This window comes from Shewanella sp. SM71 (genome assembly GCF_025653905.1).
GTDB classification, from domain to species: domain Bacteria; phylum Pseudomonadota; class Gammaproteobacteria; order Enterobacterales; family Shewanellaceae; genus Shewanella; species Shewanella oncorhynchi.
This window is the reverse complement of record NZ_JAKKRW010000015.1, coordinates 83,706-104,550: the sequence shown is the minus strand read 5'-3', so window position 1 is coordinate 104,550 and position 20,845 is coordinate 83,706. Positions and strand designations below refer to the sequence as shown.

Genomic DNA, 20,845 nt, shown 5'->3' with positions numbered 1-20,845 from the left:
GTTGTTCAGTTATAACTTTGGGTTGAGATTATCAGCTAAGAACTTATCTAAAGCTTTAAACGTCGCGAGTCTGTTGTCGTTATTGCTCAGGTAATGATCGCCATTTTCCAGCTCAATATACTCCACCGGTTTTTTCAGTGATTTGAGTTCGTCATACATTTCTCGGCTATGTTGAACCTTCACCACTCTGTCCTTATCACCATGTAGCAGCAATACTGGGATGTTAATTTTATCGGCTTTACTGATCGGGGAGCGGTCATAGAGCGCATCAAAGTCATCCCCTATTTGCTCTTTAACCACTTTGTAGTTAGTAAATCTTCGGCTCGATTTAACTAGATAGGCCACATCGGTCACACCAGCTACACTGATGGCGCAACGGTAAAGATCGGGAGTCATGGCAGCCCCCATTAAGGCCGCGTAACCACCATAACTCGCACCGGCAATACAAATGCGTTTGGGATCGCTAATCCCTTGAGCTATTAGGTAACGAGTCCCGTCTTCTACATCGTTTTGCATTTCGAGTCCCCAGCTTTTTAGGCCAGCCTTCATAAACTCATAGCCGTAACCTGCCGACCCCCTGAAATTCATTCGAAATACCGCATAACCCCGATTAGCGAAAAACTGTGCCCAATAGTCAAAGCCGTTACTGTCGTAACTGATCGGGCCGCCATGGGGGAAAATAATCGTCGGTAGCTGTTTAGCTTCGAGTCCCTTTGGCACTGTTAGGTAAGCATCGATTTTGAGCTTATCCCTTGCTTCGTAAGTTAGATGTTGGGTGTTGGCGAGTAGCTCACTATTGAGCTTGCCGTATCTGTTCGCGATGGGATATAACGTTTTTTCGTCCCTATCGCCGAAATAATAAGTGCCAGGCTCGGTCGAGCTGGTGGAATACACTATGTAGCGGCGTTCATTTGCACTGAATTGAGTAATATAGTTGTGAGCATCGGGTAATACAGCCTTAAGACCATTTTGTAGTCCGACATATTCTGTTTCCCAGAAGGTGTATTCCTCGCCGTCGCCTTCACTGATACCAATGACTTTTTTCTTTAATTGCGAGTAGAGTAAATCCCCTTCGACGTCAGTTGCTTCATTGGCGTAAACTAACTCTTTTCTAAGATTAGGGTCGGTCAGGTTCACTTTAAAAATGGCTTCGAAACCTTGGTGATAGGCGCGAACGTAGAGGATATTAGGGTCTGCATCAAAACCTAATGGCCAAACCGTGTCCTCAGAGAAGGCTTTAAAGGTCCAAAGCAAGCGTGAATCACTCTTTTGCTCGGCCTGTTCATAAATACGGTACTCAGTATCATCGTTGTAGATAGAAATTCGGACTTTGTGCTGCCTGTCGGTAATCCAACTTATAATCTTCTTTTTAGCATTTTGGGTGTAACTGGATTTCCCCTGCGCTAAATTGACTTTCAGAACGCTGTCTTCGCCTACGTTTTCGCCCATTCCGTCTAATGACAGTAAAATATTATCGGGATCATCTGGCATAAGATCGATAATTTGCCCCTGATGTTGCGGGATCCAATTAAGACGGTCTAAGACGCTGCGCGGAAGGACACTCGAGGTCTTTTTCGTGGTCAAATCATACTTAACAAGGCGGGTTTCGGTTGTAGGTGTACCGTAACGGTTAGCCGGAAACTTAGCACTAATCAGTAAGATATTATCGTTTGCCCACTGCAGAGACAGGATGACAAATTTTTGGTTATCTGTGTGTAGCGGAATGCTTTTTTCGCCTGTTTCTATATCTTGGATACTAACGACAGTACCTTTGAGTTTGGCTTGATCGACCCGTACAACAGAAGCGATTTTTTTGCCATTAGGCGAGAGCTGCACAGAGCTAACATCTGGGATGCTTGCAAAGGCTTCAACGGGTAATTGTGGCGCAGTGTCGGCAACCGTATAGTTACATAGCCACAGCAATAGCAGCGGTAAAATCCTTTTCATTATCGATTCACATCTTTGTTACAATTGTAAAATCAACATAATAATGATTTTGAGATTAGTAAACTACTGTCTTTACAGATTTATTTATGTAAAAAGGCCTGACTGAAATAATAATGCCCCGCGAGCGTTAGGCTTCTGACGATCATAAAGACACTCATCGCGGCCCAGAGGGCATGGTTGCCTTGCTCTGGTAGTAATAGCAGCTGCAGTAAATACCAGGTCGGGAAAAACGCGCCAAAGGTGGCGAGTATCATGCTATTGCGCATCACTTTTCCTTTAGCGGCACCTATGTAAACACCATCGAATAAATACGAGCTAAAGGACCATAAAGGCAAGAATATTAGCCAGATAAGATAGGTTTGCGCAGTGGCTCTGACCTCATTAATGCTGGTCAATAACGCGATAATATTACTGCCAAAAAGACTAAATACAGCGCAGAATCCTAGTGCCGTTATGGCCGACCAGCACCAAGCTAAGATCACAGCTTCCCTTAATTGTTCTGCCTGTTTTTGCCCATAAGCTCGACCGACTTCTGCCTCGGCATAATAGGCAATGCCATCTAGAGCGTAGGAGATTAATAGCAGTAAATTCAATAACACGGCATTGGCCGCAACGGTATTATCACCTAGACCTGCACCATGGAATGTCATAAAGGCAAAAGCTGCCTGCAAGCAGAGGCTACGGACAAAAATATCTGTGTTGAGCCTCAGTAATTTGCCATAACCAGTCAGGGTGACATGGGGGAATAGGTGGGATAAGTGAAACTCTGGTGCGCGCTTGAGTTGTTGCAACACCATAGTGAGTGCGACTGAGAAAGCGGTGATATCGGCAAAGACTGAGGCGAGGGCAGCGCCTTTAACGCCCCAACCCAAGCCGAGGACAAACACCACATCGAGAATAATATTGGCAAGGTTGGCTAAAATCAGCTGCCACATGGCGGCTTTAGGTTGTTGTCGCCCTAAGAGCCAACCTAACATCACTAAATTGAGCAGGGCGAAGGGCGTTGACCAAATCCGTACCTGAAAATACTCGCGGCAATAACGTTCGACCTCGCTACTCGCTTCGGATAATCCTAACGCTAAATTCAATATCGGGACTTGCAGTGCGATAACGCCTGCGCCCAATAACATCGCTAGCATAGCGCCTTGGACTAAGAGCTTGTGCTGGGCGTGAAGATCGTCAGCACCAAAGGCTTGCGCGACTAAACCTGTCGTCGCCATACGCAAAAATCCCAATAACCAAATGATTAATGTGATAATCGTTGACCCGACAGCGACTCCCCCTAAATAATAGGCCTCACTCAGATGACCTATAACAGCCGTATCGACTAAGCCCAACAGCGGGATAGTGATATTGGAGAGTACCATCGGCAGGGCGAGCGCTAGTAACTGGCGATTTTTCGCGCCGTTGAGCATGAGGTCGAGCCAAGTTGATTTAGCAGTATTCATTAATTTCAGAGGTGTTCACATTATGGTTAAACGTGTGCTGTTGGCACTCATAGGGCTAATGACGTTTTCTGCCCATGCCGTGGTCATTCTGCAATATCACCATGTGTCAGAAACCACTCCGGCGGCAACCAGCGTTACGCCCGCGCAATTTCGTGAGCAAATGCAGTTTCTCGTCGATGACGGCTTTAAGGTGATCCCGCTTTCTAAAGTGGTTGAAGCGATCAAGCAAAAACAAGATTTACCGGCTAAAACAATCGCAATTACCTTCGATGATGGTTATCGCAGTATAGCGACTACGGCGCATCCTATCCTAAAGGAATTTGGATTCCCCTACACCTTGTTTGTGGCAATTGAGCCGATTAAACAAAAGTTTACCGAGATGATGACTTGGGATGAACTCATCACACTATCCAAGGAAGGCGCCGATATTGCTAACCACAGTTGGGCGCACGAACATTTGATCCGCGCCTTAGAAAATGAATCACAGGCGCAGTGGTTAGCGCGGATAAAAGCCAATATCTTAGATACAGAAAAAGCGATTGCAGATGCCACAGGGCACAATTTTAAAATGCTGGCGTATCCCTACGGTGAGTACAATCAAGCGTTGCAGGATATGTTAACTGAGAACGGCTTTGTCGCTTTTGGGCAACAGTCCGGTGCCGCGGGGCCCTATTCGCCATTAACGGCACTGCCGCGTTTCCCCGTTGCAGGACAATATGCTGACCTAAAAAGCCTTAAGGCAAAGTTATACAGCTTAAATATGCCTGTGATTGCACAAACCCCAAGTGATCCTGAGTTAAAGGGCGGTCATTGGCGTCCAGAGCTTAAAGTGACCCTCGATATGAGTGATATCTCTGCTAAGCAAGTGATGTGTTACATCCAAGGGCAAGGTTCAAAACAGCCGACTTGGCTCAATGAAAACGAGTTTAGTGTTCAAGCGGATTTAGCCTTGCCCGCGGGGCGCTCGCGTTATAACTGCACAGCGCCGAGTAAGGCGCGTAATGGCTACTATTGGTTTTCTCAGCCTTGGGTGAGGCCAAAGGACGATGGCTCTTGGGTCAAAGAGTGATCAACTGCTAGGTTTGTATTGCGCCACTATTTTTCTAAAATCGCTAATCATTTCATCATTTAACACCTGCGGCGGTTTGCCTAACGCTGCCGTAGGCTTAAACACTGCGACTCGCGTTCCCTGCGGCGACACCAACACATAACCCGCACTATGGTCGACTTGGTAGTTTTCCCCTTCACCGACCATGGCATAGGTCAGTCCTAAGCTGCGGGTGAGCGGGAAGATTTGTGTCTGCTCGCCCGTGACCGCTTTAAATTCTGGATTGAAAAAATTAACATAAGTCAGGAGTTTATCCGGTGTGTCCCGTTTGGGGTCGACGGATAAAAACACCACCTGCAATGGCGCAATTTTGTTTAGATCGGGATAAGCTGCCGCGAGTTTATTTAAGGTCGTCGGGCAAACGTCGGGGCAAAAGGTAAAACCGATAAAGAATAAGCTCCATTTTCCCTGCAAACTGGCGTTGGTAAAAGCCTGCTTATGTTGATCAATCAATTCAAAGGGCGCTAATTCATAGGCCTGTGGAAACAGAAAACCGCTCTCTAACTCGATAGGTTTTGGTGGATTAAATTTCACCGCAAATAGGCCGCCAAGACCGAACAACAAAATGGCGATGACTAAAATTCTTTTCTGCATTATTCGCTCCATAAATACAGGTTAGCGCGACAAACTCGTTCCATACACTAGTTCCACAAATAGTGGTCTAGCAGTAATGTCATAAATAACAACATTAAATGGTAGATAGAGAAGCGGAACACTTGCATCGCTAAGCCATCATGATCCCGATATTTAAGTTGCCATGCTTTATAGATAAATCCCGTACTGAGTAAACTCGAGCTGACGAAATACACTGGCCCACACATGCCAACCAGCACAGGTAACAGGCAAGCAATCGCCAGCAATACTGTGTAGAGCAAGATGCAGGTTTTAGTAAATTCGACACCGTGGGTGACTGGCAGCATGGGAATATCTACTTTGGCATATTCGGCGCGTCTGTGAATGGCCAGTGCCCAAAAATGTGGTGGCGTCCACGTAAAAATGATGATCACTAGCAATAACGCATGGCCGTGAAATTCGTTCGTCACTGCCGTCCATCCCAGCAAGGGTGGCATAGCTCCCGCAAGGCCACCGATCACAATATTTTGTGATGTTGCGCGTTTCAAATAGGCAGTATAAACCAAGGCATAGCCAATCAGGCTGGCAAAGGTCAACCAAGCTGTGAGTGGATTGACTAAGGAATATAAGACGATAAAGCCAAAACTACCTAAGCTAGCGGCGAAAATTAACGCGCGCGTGGCCGAAATGCGTCCCTTAGGCAGTGGGCGATTGTAGGTGCGCGCCATTAAGCCATCGATACGGCGATCGATCAGATGATTCAACGCCGCCGCAGAACCCGCCATCATAGCAATACCCAGCATACCGGCGATTAAAGGTTGAACGGGGACTGCATGGGGCACAGCAAGACACATGCCGACTAAGACTGTGAGCAGCATCAGTGCAACCACTTTAGGTTTGGTCATTTCAAAATAGGCGCGCCATGTTACGCTGAAAGTGGGCAGGCTACTGGTGATTGAGAGTGGTTTTGCCATCTTGGATCCCTCGCTTATGCTTTGCGCCATAAAAAATAGTTGATTGTGACTAAGGTCAGTAGCAGTAGTGCCGCACCACCGTTGTGAGACACGGCAATACCGAGTGGTAAATGCATCACTACGTTAGAAATACCTAAGCTCACTTGTAGTATGACTAGCCCCACTAATAAAAGGCTTAAAGCCTTAAGTTCCGTAGCGCCAACAAATAATCGGTAGGCGAGCACGAGTAACAAGCTGGCAGTGACGATAGCGCCAATTCTGTGGGCTACGTGGATAGTCATTCGTGCAGGGTAATCGAGCACACCAAATTCGAAGCTAGGGTGTTGGCCTTGGAACGGTGAAAATGCCTCGGCTATTGCTAAGTTATCTACCCAATTTCCCTCACAGATGGGTAAAGAGGTGCAGGCGAGCGCCGCGTAATTCGATGATGTCCAAGCGCCCAGCATGATCTGACCCACAAGGACGAATAGGCTCACCAATGCTAACGGTGCGAGATGTCGAGCATGAGTTTCGCTATTAAATATACGCCGAGGTCGGGTTCGCAGGTAAAGGAGTAACAGCAGCGAGATTAGGCTAAAGCCACCAATAAGATGCGACATCACAATTATTGGCATGAGTTTCATGGTCACTGTCCACATACCTAGCGCTCCTTGAAAAAGGATCAGCAGCACTATGATGATCGGCAACTTTTTGGGTGCTTCCGGTGTTTTTAAGCACAAAATTAAGATGAACAACACCAGTAAGCCAAGTCCGCCTGCGATATATCTGTGGATCATTTCCAGCCAAGCTTTCTTTGGATTGATATCGTGATCTGGGAATATAGTTTGCGCATGGGCGATTTCATGGTCTTGGGTGGGCACTTTAATATGGCCGTAGCAGCCTGGCCAATCGGGGCAGCCGAGCCCTGCATCCGATAGGCGGGTGTAAGCGCCCATTAAAATCACCAATAGGGTAAAGACTAAGGTTAAGCGTAGGGTCCAAGTTAGTTGCATCAATCTACCCTCGACAGTTTTAACAACTTACGCAGATCCGCAATCAGTGCCTTGCCTTGAGCTAAATGTGCTTCTTTGCCCTGCACTTGAGGGTAGCGCAGTACTAAGCTGCCTAAGGGATCGACTATGATTAGCTGCTGTTCATCTAACCATTTGCTTAAGCCTGCATTGGCGGGACGAGTATTGAAGTTAAAGGTGCTTAAGGCGTTAAGATCGCTGTCGGGATGGGTGAGGATGAGCGGTTCTACTCGCGCCTGATCTGGCCCTAGCGCTGTGTGGCTTTGGCGCAAAATATACAGGCGTTCGCGGCAAGTATCGTTGCATTTGGCGGGCAATAAATACAGTAGTTGCCATTCTTTGGGATTAGAATTTTCAACCCCAAGGCTGGCATAACTGGTTTCGGGACTGATCAGCTCGCCATGATTGGTGGCACCGCCATGGTATAAATTCAGGCTCAGCACTAGCTTAGCAATCACTACGGGGGCAATAAACGCCAGCAGTAATAGCCCTAATGCTTTGTGTTTAGATTTGTTCTGGGAGTTCATGCTTGCTCCTCTCATTCAAATTATCCCTAATTTATTGTTTTATATTTATTTAGTTTTATTAGTGTCTTGCTAAGTATGGTACGAATTTCCCTATTTGCTCCTTGAGTTTGCGACTGTTTGGGTGCTATGGCGTTTTACATATTTAATCCCTTGCCACAGCATTAGCCCTGCAAATACGGCTGCCATCGAAAACCACTGCAATGCATAGCCCCAATGTTTTTGTGCTGACAGTGGGAAAGGTTGCCAAGGATGGGGCAATGTGAGGGAAGGTAATTGCTCTGGTTGCAACACGACAGGTAACACTGGGTGCCCTAATACCTTAGCCATTTCGGGCATATTTAAATTTTGAAAGCGAATACTTGTCCCTGTTTCTGCCATTAAAGCTTGGCTCAAGGGATTGATTTGCTTTTGATAAAGCCTGCCTTCGATATTTAATGCCCCGCTTAGGGGAGTGATGTGGGGCAACTCATCCCGATGGGAGCCTGCGGCAACAAAGCCTAACTCGACCAGCAACCAAGGTTTTTCAACTTCTACTTGCAATGGTTGGAAGGCTAAATAGCCCACTTGACCTTGATAGATTTGATTATCCAGTAGCCAGATTTGTGAGCTTGCGGGAGTGGCGCGTACTTGCAGTCGATAACCCGTTACGCCTTCTTTGCTGACCTTGAGCTGGAGCTGCTCAAAACTTAATGGCAGCAAAGCTTGCCTTGCTTCCATTTGGGCTAAAAGCGTCGTTTTATCTTCACCACGGGCTAACTGCCATAAACCCAACTTGACCAATATAGTTAATACAGCCACAGTCAATATCAGTAGAAAAACCGTTAATTTATTCAGCAGAACATGAGGATATTGTATGAATAGCCTGTTCATTTTTAAGTTGGTCTTAGTTCTGCTGTTGCTATTCATCATTTTTAATCTAGGTCGCGCCTTGTTTATTATGGGGAAAGGTGATGAAAAAGTGTCTATGAGCCGTTATCTTGGGCGGCGAGTGATTTTCTCCGTGCTCGTTATCCTGTTATTGCTGGTGGCCTTAGGGACTGGGTTAATTAGCCCCAATCCCACGCCTTACTAAAGCACTAGAGAACGTAAACGAAAATAAACAGACACAGCCAGACCACATCCACAAAGTGCCAATACCAACTCCCCGCTTGGAACGCAAAATGTTTATCTGCGCTAAAGTGCCCCTTCAACACTCTGAAAAACAACACGAATAAAAAGAGAGTCCCCAGAGTGACATGCATGCCGTGAAAGCCAGTTAACAGGAAGAAGGTGTTGCCATAAATCCCAGAGGTCAGAGTGAGTCCCATTTCCCGGTAGGCATGCATATATTCTTCTGCCTGTAAGGCAAGGAAACCCATACCCAAGAGTATGGTGATACCGAGCCAGAGAGTAATGGCAGAACGTTTACCTTTTTCTAGGCTGACATGGGCGAAATGTAAGGTAACTGAGGAGGTTAGCAGTACGATAGTGTTGATTAATGGCAGTCCAGTCCATGGCATAGCTTGGGTTTTAGTGCCATCTGGCGTAGTAATGAGCGGCCAAATAGCTTCAAACTGAGGCCAGAGTACTTCGTGGGTCATGGCATTATTCGATGCGCCACCGAGCCAAGGCACTGCGAACATGCGGGCATAAAATAGTGCCCCGAAAAAAGCCCCGAAAAACATAACTTCCGAAAAAATAAACCAGCTCATACCTTGGCGAAACGATCGATCCATTTGGCTAGAATAGAGCCCTGCCATCGACTCTTGGATCACGGTTCTAAACCAACCTACCAGCATGAATAGGATCACAGCTATCCCAACCAGCAGCACATAACCGCCACCGGATGCACCTGATTTCAACTGTTGCACGAAAAGGCCTGCACCAGAGGCGATTAAGAACAAGCCAATGGCACCTACAATAGGCCAGACACTTTGGGATGGAACGTAGTAAGACTGATGTTTCGTTGTCATTTTGCAGCTCCTTGCTCTATGGCAGACGCTAACTGCTTGTCGGTAATGTCGTAGAGAGTGTAAGAGAGGGTCAGAGTATGGATAGACTCAGGTAACTGAGGATCCACATAGAAAATGAGCGGCAGCTCAGCGCTAGTGTCCGCCGCTAAGGGTTGTTGATTAAAGCAAAAGCATTCTGTTTTATTAAAATAAGCGGCACCTTGGCCGGGCGAAACTGAAGGTATCGCTTGGCCAATAGTTGCTTTAGCGGACATATTGCGCGCCAAAAATGCCGTATGGATTAGCTCGCCAGGGTGAACTTCGAGCCGTTTGGTTTGTGGCGCAAATGTCCATGGCATGCCTGTTTGTACCTGAGAAATAAATTCCACAGTCACTATTCGGCTTGTATCTACTGTGATTGCTTGATAACTACTCGCGGTATTGGAGGGTTTTCCATTGATACCGAGTTGCTCGCACAACACATCGTAGAGCGGCACCAGCGCGAATCCAAAGCCAAACATGCCAATACAGCCTATAACTAACATGCTGATAAGTTTACGATTTGACTTAGATTTATCTTGCTGGTGTTGGGTTGCCATTTCATTTCACCTCAGGTGGTGTCGTGAAGGAGTGGTAAGGCGCAGGGCTTGGCAATGTCCACTCTAAACCCTCGGAACCTTCCCAAGGTTTAGCGGGAGCTTTTTCGCCGCCACGGATGCACTTAATTACTAATACTAAGAAAATCAATTGCGATAAGCCGAAGGCGAACCCACCAATCGAGACGATTTGATTAACATCGGCAAATTGAATCGAGTAGTCAGGGATACGCCTTGGCATTCCTGCCAGCCCAAGGAAATGCATCGGGAAAAATAGCACATTGACTGAAATCACCGAGCACCAGAAATGCCATTGTCCCAGTCGTTCGTTGTACATGTGTCCCGTCCACTTAGGTAGCCAGTAATAGGCCGCTGCCATGATGGAGAAAATCGCACCAGTCACGAGCACATAATGGAAATGTGCCACAACAAAATAAGTATCGTGGTACTGGAAGTCGGCGGGTGTAATGGCGAGCATTAATCCCGAAAAACCGCCAATAGTGAAGAGTATGATAAAGGCTACAGCAAACAGCATGGGCGTTTCGAAACTGAGTGAGCCGCGCCACATAGTGGCAACCCAGTTAAACACTTTCACTCCAGTTGGCACTGCAATCAACATAGTGCAATACATGAAGAACAGCTCGGCAAACACAGGCATACCTGTGGTGAACATATGGTGCGCCCACACGAGGAACGACAGAATTGCAATACTAGCCGTAGCATAAACCATGGATGCATAGCCAAATAAGGGTTTACGACTGAAGGCTGGGACTATGGCAGAGATGATGCCAAAGGACGGCAAGATCATGATGTAGACTTCAGGGTGGCCGAAGAACCAGAAAATATGCTGGAACATCACAGGATCGCCGCCGCCAGCCGCATCGAAGAAACTCGTGCCGAAAAACTTATCTGTCAGCACCATAGTCACTGCGCCAGCGAGTACGGGCATAACCGCGATCAGTAGGAATGCCGTGATAAGCCAAGTCCACACAAACAATGGTAACTTCATCCATGTCATGCCTGGCGCGCGTAAATTCACTATGGTCACAATCACGTTGATTGCGCCCATGATCGAACTTATCCCCATGATGTGAATAGAAAATACAAAGAGCGCCGTGCTATCTGGACTATAAGTTGTTGATAGTGGTGCGTAGAAGGTCCAACCAAAGTTAGGTCCGCCACCTTCCATAAATAGCGAACTGAGAAGGATAGTGAAGGCGAAGGGGAGTATCCAAAAACTCCAGTTATTCATCCGTGGCAGCGCCATATCGGGCGCCCCTATCATCATCGGGATCAGCCAGTTAGCGAGCCCTGTAAAGGCTGGCATTACCGCACCGAATACCATGATCAGCCCATGAACAGTTGTCATTTGGTTGAAAAAGTTGGGCTCGACCAATTGTAATCCAGGTTGAAAGAGTTCAGCGCGGATCACCATGGCCATAGCGCCACCGGTTAAGAACATAATGAAGCTGAACCATAAATACAAAGTACCTATGTCTTTATGGTTGGTGGTTAGCAGCCAGCGCATGATGCCCTTTGGCGCACCATGATGATGGTCATCATGGGCTGCGGTTTGATCTTGAGTCGTAGTGCTCATCATTATCCCCTACTGTCCATGACTTGCGATATCAGCAGGTTGCACTGTATCGCCGGTATTGTTATCCCAAGCATTGCGTTCATAGGTAATGACTGCTGCAAGTTGCTGTGGGCTAAGCTGTTTGCCAAATGCCTGCATAGCCGTGCCCGTTTTGCCGTGCATCACAATATCGATGTGATTGGCGACTGGTCCAATGGCGATAGCACTACCCACTAGCGCGGGGAAGGCGGGTGGTATTCCTGCACCTGTCACTTGATGGCAGGCAGCACAGAAGGTCGCGTAGACAGTTTCACCTTCGGCCATGAGGGCGTCATGGCTGAGTGTGGGGAGGCTTGCGGGATCGATTGCAGCTGAGACGTCTGCAGGTGCGGGTGTCGGAGTTGTACTGCTTGGTACCGCGGCGGATGTTTGTGCAGAATTGCCGTTCATGTACTCGTTGACGTCTTTGGCTTGCACTGCATCGCCAGTATTATTGCCCCAAGCATTACGCTCGTAGGTAGTCACTGCCGCGATTTCTTGTGCAGTCAATTGTTTACTAAACGCTTGCATGGCTGTACCCGTTTTACCGTTGAGCACAATTTCAAGGTGGCCGCTGAGCGGTCCCGTTGCAATCGGGCTACCTTTAAGGGGCGGAAATACGCCTTGCAATCCTTCGCCATTGGGCTGGTGGCAGGCTGCGCAGTGCCCGAGGTAAACTTGTTCGCCTAGAGTCATCAACTCTTCTTTACTTAGGGTTTGTGATAAAGCGGCTTGAGCGGCTTCAGCCGCAGCACCTGCGGCTTGTTTTTGCTCTGTGACCCAAGCCTCAAACTCGGCTTCGGGTAAGGCTTGTACTACGATAGGCATAAAACCATGGTCTTTACCGCAGAGTTCGGCGCATTGACCACGATAAATGCCGGGTTTGTCGATGCGAGTCCAGGCCTCATTGATAAATCCAGGGTTGGCATCTTTCTTAATGGCAAAGGCGGGTACCCACCAAGAATGGATGACATCCTCTGAAGTCATCAGAAAGCGGATTTTGCGGTTTATCGGTAGAACGAGCGGTTTATCGACTTCCAATAGATAGTTTTCACCCTTGGTTTCGGTGCCTTCGATTTGTGCTCTGGGTGTTGTCAGTATGCTATAAAAATCAATATCTTGATCGAAATAGCTGTAATGCCATTTCCATTGGGAACCCGTGACTTTTACGGTGAGATCGGCGTTACTGGGATCTTCCATTGCGATTAAAGTTTTTGTCGCTGGAATCGCCATTAAGATCAAAATGATAAATGGCAGAATCGTCCAAGCGATTTCAACTTTAGTGCTTTCGTGAAAGTGGGACGCGACAGCGCCTTTGGATTTTCTGTGGTTGATCATGGCGTAAATCATGACGCCAAAGACCACTAGGCCTATTGCGCAGCAGATATACAAGATGGTCATGTGCAAGTGATAAACCTTGCCACTGATCTCGGTCACGCCAGGGGTCATGTTGAACCGCATGTCCGCGGCGGTCAACGGTGGTGCGAAAAGCACCACGAGTAAACAATACAACAATTGCTTCACAAGACTTCTCCTCTGCCAATTGCGAATAGCAACTACAAAGAAGAGCAACACAGTAAGTCTCAACTCTATGCAAACTCTTCAGTTCCCAAAAAAGCTTTTTTGACTTCAACGTGCGTTGGCGGCTGTTACTTTTAATCAAGTATTGTTACTGCTGGTAATTAGCCACGCTGGCACATACTGCTGAAATAAATCTGTTCTCTATTTTTAGTGGCGCTTCGAGTTCGATAAATACTCGATTCATTGACCACGGAAGGTGATATATCATCACCGACTTAACCAACCATACTTGCTGTTTAAATATTGATCAAGATCACTTATTTATCTAATTATCTGAAAAATTGCCAAAAAAAAGCCTCACATTCATAGGTGAGGCGGCTTTCAAGGTAAAAAATTAAATGAATATTTAATGTACAGCGCTAAAAAAAGATTGCTGACCGAAGAGATTGCCTTGCTCAATGCGTACGTCGGCATGTAAGTGACTGTTTACGTCTTCAAGCACTATGCCCATAGCTCGGGCACTTTTAGCCACGATTTGTAGGCGTCGATTATCCCGCGCATCCAATGATTGAGTCCAAGTAATGACTGCACTGGACGTACCACTTGTTAGGGCTTTCTCCATCGCCCACAGGGTTTCGACTTCATCTTTAGCATGTACCAGCAAAACTCTATCCATACGCACACCTGCGCTGGCGAGCATTTGCTTGTAGCCAATACTTGGAGGGTTGATGAGCACTAACCAACGGCCCTGTTGGCTTAACTGAGCGAGTTGTGCACTCAGATGAATTAATTCTTGGCGACCTTGAGTCTTAGTTGGCATGCAGGCGATGGGCGCATGGTGCCAGTCATAGTCAGCATCACGGACTTCATCGAGCCACAGGCCCGGATGGCGGGGGGCATTGCCAAGTAGTTTATTCATAGCCAATCTCCATTACGGATCACACCGACGGCGAGTCCTTCAATTGTTAAACTTTGGAAGCCTAAATCCACTTTAATCGGGGAGTAATCTTCATTTTCGGCATGTAGATAGACTACATTACCTTTTTTTTCGAAACGTTTAACAGTGACATCGTCATCGACTCTAGCGACAACCACTTGACCATTTCTAGCTTGTTCTACTTTATGAACTGCCAGCAAATCACCTTCGAGAATACCGATATTTTTCATGCTGTCGCCCTTTACTCGCAGTAAAAAATCGGCGGCGGGATGAAACATGCTTGGGTCGACTTGGTAGTACTGTTCAACATGTTCTTGGGCGAGGATAGGTTCACCTGCGGCCACTTGGCCGATGAGCGGTAAACCTGTTTCAGTCAAATCTTCGATTTCCGCAGGCAGACGAATGCCTCGAGATGTGCCTGGCATGATCTCAATGCAGCCCTTTTTTGCCAACGCTTTAAGATGTTCTTCAGCCGCATTGGCGCTCTTAAAACCTAAACGGGTTGCGATTTCTGCCCGAGTGGGTGGCATGCCAGTATCGGCAATATTTCGTTTAATTAGCTCTAATATTTCAGCTTGGCGTGGCGTCAAAGGTCTCATGGTGTTTCCTGTTTTTCTATACAGTTACTGTTAGTATATACAGTATTATTTGCAGCGCAAGTATTAACCACTTTTTAGCTATGTTGGAGAGAATTAGCGAATATTGCCCATAGTCTGGTATTCTATCGGGCTAGTAAACGCACTTAATTGCATAAGAATAATGCCTAAACACGACTCTCTTTGGTTGAAATCATTACGTTGGATCCAAAAACACTTAGTGCACACTATTGTGGTACCTCAGGATCCCTTTGCCGATCTGAATCTGGATGCTTCCAGACCCCTTGTTTATGTGATGAAAACAGAATCCCTCAGTGACATCGCTGCTTTGAGCGAAATAACGGCTAAGTTAGGCTTACCAAGCCCTTATGAGCCTCTAGTGGCTAATGGTGTGACTGCGCCTCGGGTTGTCTGTCTTCAAGGACGTAAGCCACTGTTTGGCGAACGTGCTGGTAATGAGCCTTTCCTCGAATGCTTTATGCGTTTGTTAGCCGTGCATAAGGAACGTCCTGAATTAGATATTCAACTGGTACCCGTGAGCTTGTATTGGGGTCGCACGCCAGGGAAAGAAGACGACACTATGAAGGCGGCCGTATTTGAGCGGGAAAACCCGACTTGGCTGCGCAAGTGCTTGATGATTTTGTTCTTAGGTCGACATAACTTCGTGCAGTTTTCGAATGCCGTATCCCTGCGTTACATGGCTGACGAACATGGCACCGACATGGGGATTGCCCATAAGTTAGCACGGGTTGCACGCGTGCATTTCCGTCGTCAACGTAAGGTAATGACAGGGCCTGTGCTGCCAAACCGCCAAGCACTGTTTCATTCGTTACTCAAATCTGAGTCGCTGCGCAAAGCGATTCAAGAAGAAGCCGCCAGTAAAAAGATTTCTGAGACCCAAGCGCGCGAGACGGCTATTGAGTACCTCGATGAAATAGCAGCCGATTACTCAGACAGTTTAGTGCGTATTGCTGAGCGTTTCTTAACTTGGCTGTGGAACAAGCTTTACAGCGGGATCAACATTAAAGGTGCCGAGCAAGTTCGCCAGCTGCACCACGACGGCCACGAAATTGTTTATGTGCCTTGCCATCGTAGCCACATGGATTACCTACTGTTATCGTATATTTTGTATTATCAAGGCATGGTTCCGCCGCACATTGCTGCTGGCATTAACCTCAATTTCTGGCCCGCGGGACCTATGTTCCGTCGCGGTGGTGCCTTCTTCATCCGCCGTAGTTTTAATGGTAACAAGCTGTACACCGCAGTATTTCGTGAGTATTTAGATCAGCTGTTTGCTAAAGGTTATTCAGTGGAATACTTCTCCGAAGGTGGCCGTTCACGTACTGGCCGTCTGTTGGCGCCGAAAACTGGCATGATCGCCATGACGATGAACAGCGTACTGCGCGGTATTGAACGTCCTGTCACACTTGTGCCTGTGTATTTAGGCTATGACCATGTGATGGAAGTGGCGACTTACCATAAAGAGTTAAGCGGTAAGAAAAAGAAAAAAGAATCTGTGTGGCAGGTGTTCGGTGCCATTCGCAAATTAGGTAATTTTGGCCAAGGTTATGTGAATTTTGGCGAGCCTATTACCCTGCAAAATTTCTTAAATGAGCGTGCGCCAAACTGGCGTGCTGAGTTGGCCGATGATCCCGAGCAGAAACCAAGTTGGTTAACGCCAGCGGTAAACGTGCTGGCTAATCGGGTGATGACGCGTATCAATGATGCCGCAGCCGCGAGTTCTGTGACTTTGACTAGCTTAGTTTTACTGGCGACAGATCAAAACGCCTTAGAACGTAGTCTGCTGGAGCGTCAGCTTGATTTGTATCTGACCCTACTCAAAAAAGTGCCTTACACTTCTTATACATCTGTTGCCGAAGGTGATGGTAAGCATTTAGTGCAGCAAGGTTTAGAGCTGAACAAGTTTGTTGTTAGTGCCGATCCTTTAGGGGAAATAGTGTCTATTGAAGCGAGTCAGGCTGTGTCTATGACTTACTATCGTAACAATATCATTCACTTATTTATTGTTCCTTCATTAATTGCGAGTTGTTTAACCCATAATGAACAGATCCTGCGCCAGCAAGTGGTTTCAATCGTTGCCGATTTTTATCCACTGCTAAAAGCCGAACTCTTCATGGGAATTAAAGACTTACCAGCCTATGTTGAGCAAGTGCTGGATTTCCTGATTGGGCAAGATTTAGTGGTTGAGACTGATACCTTAACTGTCGTGCCTGAGCACTCAAGCCAATTATTGTTGTTAGCCAGTTCAGTGAGTGAAACTCTGCAACGCTACGCTATTATTTTCAATCTGTTAGCGAACAGACCTAAAATGGAGCGCTCAGAACTTGAGTCTGAGAGCCATTTACTCGCCCAGCGTTTAGGGGCTTTACATGGTATTACCGCGCCTGAGTTCTACGATAAAAAACTCTACGGTACTTTGAGCGTGAAGCTTAAAGAATTGGGATATCTGGCGGATAGTGAAGATAAGTCCAATATCAATCGCATACGAGATCAGGCCAATAGCTTATTACGTCCGTCAGTGAGACAAACGATAGTGGCGAGTGTCACCGCGGAGCACACAGTTTAATGGCAAATCATATGAATGCGGCTAAGCATAAGCCCGCAGGTAAGTCCTTGCTCGGTGGTGCCATGATTATTGCTGGCACGACCGTAGGTGCTGGGATGTTTTCTCTGCCGGTGGTCGGTGCAGGTATGTGGTTTGGCTATTCGATTTTGATGTTATTGGGCATTTGGTTTTGCATGTTGATGTCGGGTTTATTGTTGCTCGAAACCAATTTACATTTCGAACTCGGTGCTAGCTTCGATACCTTAAGCAAGCAAACTCTTGGGCAGTTTTGGCGGATAGTGAACGGCGTTTCTATCGCTTTCGTGTTGTATATTTTGACCTATGCCTATATCAGCGGCGGTGGTTCGATTGTGAATCACAGCTTGCAGGGCATGGGAATTGAGTTACCGCAAAGCGTGGCAGGGCTGGTGTTCGCCATAGTATTAGCGAGCATAGTGTTGATCAGTACTAAAGCCGTGGATCGGATTACCACGATTATGCTCGGCGGTATGATCATTACCTTCTTCCTCGCGATCGGCAATTTATTGATCGAAATTGATGTGACTAAGTTGCTCGAACCCGATGGTAATAACCGTTTTTCACCTTATCTGTGGGCGGCGCTGCCCTTTGGTCTCGCCAGCTTCGGCTACCATGGTAACGTTCCCAGCTTAGTGAAGTATTACGGCAAAGATTCCTCCACCATTATCAAGGCGATTTTCGTCGGCACCTTTATCGCGCTGGTGATTTATGCCTGTTGGTTAGTGGCGACTATGGGTAATATTCCCCGCAGCCAGTTTATCGACATTATTGCCCAAGGCGGCAATATGGGGGTGTTGGTGGGCGCTTTGTCTGAGGTGATGGCGAGTAGCTGGTTAAACAGTATGTTGACCCTGTTTGCTAACTTAGCTGTGGCTTCATCTTTCTTAGGGGTGACCTTAGGTCTGTTCGATTATCTTGCCGATTTATTTGGTTTTGATGATTCACGCTCTGGCCGAATGAAAACCGCGTTAGTGACCTTTGTGCCGCCAACGATTTTAGGATTACTGTTTCCCGATGGCTTCTTGGTGGCGATTGGCTTTGCGGCATTAGCGGCGACAGTGTGGGCGGTAATTGTCCCAGCGCTGATGGCCTATAAATCGCGGCAGTTGTTCCCCGATAGCACAGGTTTTAGAGTGATAGGCGGTACACCGCTGATTATTCTTGTGGTGTTATTTGGCATAGTCACGGGTGCATGTCATCTGCTCGCGATGGCAAATTTACTGCCGCAATATTCCTAATTTGTTGTGATGATTTAAGCCCTCCATGTGAGGGCTTTTTTGTCTTTAGCGGTTGAGTTTTGTCTTACAGATCTTTTTAACCTGAATACTGGACAGAAATACAAACTCAGGCTTAACTCGAATGATTGTTAAAACAAAGGAGCCGATAATGAAAATGACTCAGTACGCACAAGGACATGCATGTTGGGTTGAACTTGCAAGCCATGATTGGCAGGGGGCTACAGCATTTTACCAAGCGTTATTTGGTTGGAACTCGGTCGAAATGCCGATCCCTGAAGGTCACTTTTCGCTATTTAATTTAGCGGGAGATGACTTAGGCGCCATGTATCAAATCCCTGAGTCGGAAGCACATATCCCCAGCCACTGGCGTATCTACTTTGCCGTCGATGATATGGATGCCAGCATTGCAGCGATTCAAGCGGCGGGCGGCCAAGTGCACATGGGGCCGCATATTGTGGGTGATGCGGGCGTGATGGCGCAGGTCAGCGATCCTGAAGGCGCACGCTTTGCTTTGTGGCAAGCGAAGAACCACATAGGTGCTCGCCGTCAGGGTGAACTCAATACCCTTTGCTGGGTTGAGCTGGCTTGCAAAGAGCCGCGTACTGAAGAAGCCTTTTACTGCAAAATCTTCCCTTGGACCAACATGCCAAGTGACATGCCTGACATTGAATACTCAGAATGGCAGCTTGATGGTCAATCCATCGGCGGTATGATGACGATAATGCCTGAATGGGGCGACATTTCTCCCCACTGGCTGCTCTATTTTGTGGTGGCGGATTGCGATGCGTTTGCTGAGAAAGCCCAAAGCTTAGGCGCGCAAGTGTGCATTCCGCCTAGTGATATCCCTGATGTGGGACGATTTTCTGTCATTGCTGACGCCCAAGGCGCTACCTTTGCGGTGATCAAGCTTAATCAGATGTGACAGCCATATTAAGGACTGTCATTAAGGTTAAAGACGGCGACGCTAAATCGCCGTTTTTTTTATTTGTCTAACTATTTGTTTAATTAGCGTTATCAATCATGATTGTTTCAGGGCAGGAGCCTTTTGAGGCCTTGTTGGCTTTGGCGAGTAGGCTAGGTAAGGAGTCAGAGGTTTTAATGACTTCGGGCAAGTTAATGCGGATTTCACTTAGTAATCCCTTGCCACATTCAAGACTCATTTTAGTGTGAGCGCCTTGACCGAAGCTGCTATCAAAACTTTGGTTTAACTCACTTTTACTGACACTCTTACCTATGTTGTCATGAATAAATTTTTGTACCCATGCCGAGGCATTGACCGCTTGGGTCAGCTGGGTTGCCAATAAAAAGTACTCGTTAGGGTCTTGGCTACGGCAAGTGCCGTGTTTCCACCATTCGTGGCGTTCTAAACAGGTGCCATATTGGGCGCTTGGCATGACTTCTTCTAAATTTTTGCGCACCGATGGATTCAGTTCAAACTCTGGATAAGTACAGAAATCATTCGGTTGCAGTTTGACTGTGCTGCAATAGCCATATCGCGTGCCGCATTGTTGTTTATTCGGCCACAGTCCGTGCAGGCTGAAGTGTTGCCATTGGCTCGCTTCTGGCGTTTGGCTGAGGGCGCGACATTCGGCTTTACGGCGGCCATAGAGTTCACAAAAGGTGCTTTGCCAGCTTAATGCGAGCACGTTAGCATCGAATTCACCACCAATTTGGCATTGATTCCCTTGGCGTTTCTCTGGGGTACCATGCTCTTTAAGGCTATCTCGGTTTTTTGCTTTGATGTCTGATGCCGTGGTGGTTTGTGCCGGTTCCGCCGCCGTTGCAGGTGTTGATAAATTACTGCCAGCAACATTAGATAGATATTGACCACAATCGCCGCTGATCCAACGCATGGGAGACTTCACCGCATTGGTGCGCACTCTTAGCCAATCAGGTTTAGCGCTATTGCCGAGGATTTCAAGTACAGGGTAGCGCTCACCAATATTGCTCTGCCATTGGTCTGGATTCGTCTGCTTATTTTTCGATTGAAATAGCTCACAGCGTTTGTCGGCAACGAATTCACCGGTTGCGGGTGCGGCAAAGGCGGGTGCTGTAATGATGAGCGCAGCGCATAAACCGAATGCAGCAAGTAACGCACGTGATGGGGTTTTAAGGGAAAGTGCTTGCGGCCATATCCGGCTGATGGTTAAACAAAATGACTTGGTCATGTGATGGGATCCTTCCTACGGCAGTGAATTGAGTCAATTCTGTGTGGCACT

At 47.2% G+C, this 20,845-nt stretch carries 19 protein-coding genes; 5 read left to right on the top strand and 14 right to left on the bottom strand.

What is annotated here, in order from left to right; all coding sequences use genetic code 11:
* Positions 1 to 9 precede the first annotated feature (9 nt).
* Positions 10 to 1,947, bottom strand: coding sequence for an alpha/beta hydrolase family protein (locus tag L5L97_RS15370; protein WP_263182692.1), 1,938 nt, complete (start codon positions 1,945 to 1,947; stop codon positions 10 to 12).
* A gap of 80 nt (positions 1,948 to 2,027) precedes the next feature.
* Positions 2,028 to 3,395 (bottom strand): MATE family efflux transporter, encoded by a 1,368-nt coding sequence (locus L5L97_RS15365; RefSeq protein ID WP_263182690.1) that lies wholly within the window; start codon positions 3,393 to 3,395, stop codon positions 2,028 to 2,030.
* Between the two features lie 22 nt (positions 3,396 to 3,417).
* Here L5L97_RS15365 and L5L97_RS15360 point away from each other — a divergent pair, with 22 nt between their 5' ends.
* Positions 3,418 to 4,464, top strand: a complete 1,047-nt coding sequence (locus L5L97_RS15360; RefSeq protein WP_168827212.1) for a polysaccharide deacetylase family protein — start codon at positions 3,418 to 3,420, stop codon at positions 4,462 to 4,464.
* On the opposite strand, the gene L5L97_RS15355 is transcribed toward L5L97_RS15360, so the two are convergent.
* The 5 genes from L5L97_RS15355 to L5L97_RS15335 all read right to left on the bottom strand — a co-directional run bounded on the left by L5L97_RS15355 (position 4,465) and on the right by L5L97_RS15335 (position 8,442).
* The gene (locus L5L97_RS15355; protein WP_263182689.1) at positions 4,465 to 5,097 is read right to left on the bottom strand and encodes an SCO family protein; all 633 of its coding nucleotides are present in this window, start codon (positions 5,095 to 5,097) and stop codon (positions 4,465 to 4,467) included. It abuts the gene before it with no gap.
* 47 nt (positions 5,098 to 5,144) lie between these two features.
* Positions 5,145 to 6,050, bottom strand: coding sequence for a heme o synthase (cyoE, locus tag L5L97_RS15350; protein WP_263179127.1), 906 nt, complete (start codon positions 6,048 to 6,050; stop codon positions 5,145 to 5,147).
* Between the two features lie 14 nt (positions 6,051 to 6,064).
* Positions 6,065 to 7,042, bottom strand: a complete 978-nt coding sequence (locus L5L97_RS15345; protein WP_263182677.1) for a COX15/CtaA family protein — start codon at positions 7,040 to 7,042, stop codon at positions 6,065 to 6,067.
* Positions 7,042 to 7,587: a hypothetical protein gene (locus L5L97_RS15340; RefSeq protein ID WP_263168575.1), complete on the bottom strand. Its 546-nt coding sequence runs from the start codon at positions 7,585 to 7,587 to the stop codon at positions 7,042 to 7,044. Before L5L97_RS15340 ends, L5L97_RS15345 begins: the two co-directional genes overlap by 1 nt.
* Positions 7,588 to 7,677: 90 nt before the next feature.
* A complete protein-coding gene (locus tag L5L97_RS15335) occupies positions 7,678 to 8,442 on the bottom strand; it encodes an SURF1 family protein (protein ID WP_263182724.1) in 765 nt (254 codons plus the stop codon).
* On the opposite strand from L5L97_RS15335, the gene L5L97_RS15330 reads away from it, so the two are divergent.
* Positions 8,441 to 8,659 (top strand): DUF2909 family protein, encoded by a 219-nt coding sequence (locus L5L97_RS15330; protein WP_263182675.1) that lies wholly within the window; start codon positions 8,441 to 8,443, stop codon positions 8,657 to 8,659. The two genes, L5L97_RS15335 and L5L97_RS15330, sit on opposite strands and share 2 nt — an antisense overlap.
* Positions 8,660 to 8,663: 4 nt before the next feature.
* Here the strand turns inward: L5L97_RS15330 and L5L97_RS15325 are convergent, their stop codons facing one another.
* The 6 genes from L5L97_RS15325 to lexA all read right to left on the bottom strand — a co-directional run bounded on the left by L5L97_RS15325 (position 8,664) and on the right by lexA (position 14,786).
* Positions 8,664 to 9,539 (bottom strand): cytochrome c oxidase subunit 3, encoded by an 876-nt coding sequence (locus L5L97_RS15325; protein ID WP_105250644.1) that lies wholly within the window; start codon positions 9,537 to 9,539, stop codon positions 8,664 to 8,666.
* Positions 9,536 to 10,117, bottom strand: coding sequence for a cytochrome c oxidase assembly protein (locus L5L97_RS15320; protein ID WP_198572399.1), 582 nt, complete (start codon positions 10,115 to 10,117; stop codon positions 9,536 to 9,538). The genes L5L97_RS15325 and L5L97_RS15320 overlap by 4 nt, the downstream gene beginning before the upstream one ends.
* Position 10,118: 1 nt before the next feature.
* Positions 10,119 to 11,711, bottom strand: coding sequence for a cytochrome c oxidase subunit I (gene ctaD / locus L5L97_RS15315; RefSeq protein ID WP_105250642.1), 1,593 nt, complete (start codon positions 11,709 to 11,711; stop codon positions 10,119 to 10,121).
* Between the two features lie 9 nt (positions 11,712 to 11,720).
* A complete protein-coding gene (gene coxB / locus L5L97_RS15310; RefSeq protein ID WP_263182674.1) occupies positions 11,721 to 13,253 on the bottom strand; it encodes a cytochrome c oxidase subunit II in 1,533 nt (510 codons plus the stop codon).
* 403 nt (positions 13,254 to 13,656) lie between these two features.
* Positions 13,657 to 14,169 carry a cell division inhibitor SulA gene (locus tag L5L97_RS15305; protein WP_131524817.1) on the bottom strand — a complete coding sequence of 171 codons (513 nt, stop codon included), beginning with the start codon at positions 14,167 to 14,169 and terminating at the stop codon, positions 13,657 to 13,659.
* A complete protein-coding gene (gene lexA, locus L5L97_RS15300; RefSeq protein ID WP_105250639.1) occupies positions 14,166 to 14,786 on the bottom strand; it encodes a transcriptional repressor LexA in 621 nt (206 codons plus the stop codon). Before lexA ends, L5L97_RS15305 begins: the two co-directional genes overlap by 4 nt.
* A gap of 160 nt (positions 14,787 to 14,946) precedes the next feature.
* Between lexA and plsB the strand changes: the two genes are divergently transcribed.
* From plsB to L5L97_RS15285, 3 genes are all read left to right on the top strand, one after another.
* The gene (gene plsB, locus L5L97_RS15295) at positions 14,947 to 17,370 is read left to right on the top strand and encodes a glycerol-3-phosphate 1-O-acyltransferase PlsB (protein ID WP_263182672.1); all 2,424 of its coding nucleotides are present in this window, start codon (positions 14,947 to 14,949) and stop codon (positions 17,368 to 17,370) included.
* Positions 17,370 to 18,626: a tryptophan permease gene (gene mtr, locus L5L97_RS15290; RefSeq protein ID WP_263182670.1), complete on the top strand. Its 1,257-nt coding sequence runs from the start codon at positions 17,370 to 17,372 to the stop codon at positions 18,624 to 18,626. The genes plsB and mtr overlap by 1 nt, the downstream gene beginning before the upstream one ends.
* A gap of 148 nt (positions 18,627 to 18,774) precedes the next feature.
* On the top strand, positions 18,775 to 19,548 hold the full coding sequence (locus tag L5L97_RS15285) for a VOC family protein (RefSeq protein WP_198572397.1): 774 nt from the start codon (positions 18,775 to 18,777) through the stop codon (positions 19,546 to 19,548).
* Between the two features lie 79 nt (positions 19,549 to 19,627).
* Here L5L97_RS15285 and L5L97_RS15280 read toward each other — a convergent pair whose 3' ends face one another.
* The gene (locus L5L97_RS15280) at positions 19,628 to 20,794 is read right to left on the bottom strand and encodes a ribonuclease T2 (RefSeq protein WP_263182667.1); all 1,167 of its coding nucleotides are present in this window, start codon (positions 20,792 to 20,794) and stop codon (positions 19,628 to 19,630) included.
* Positions 20,795 to 20,845 lie beyond the last annotated feature (51 nt).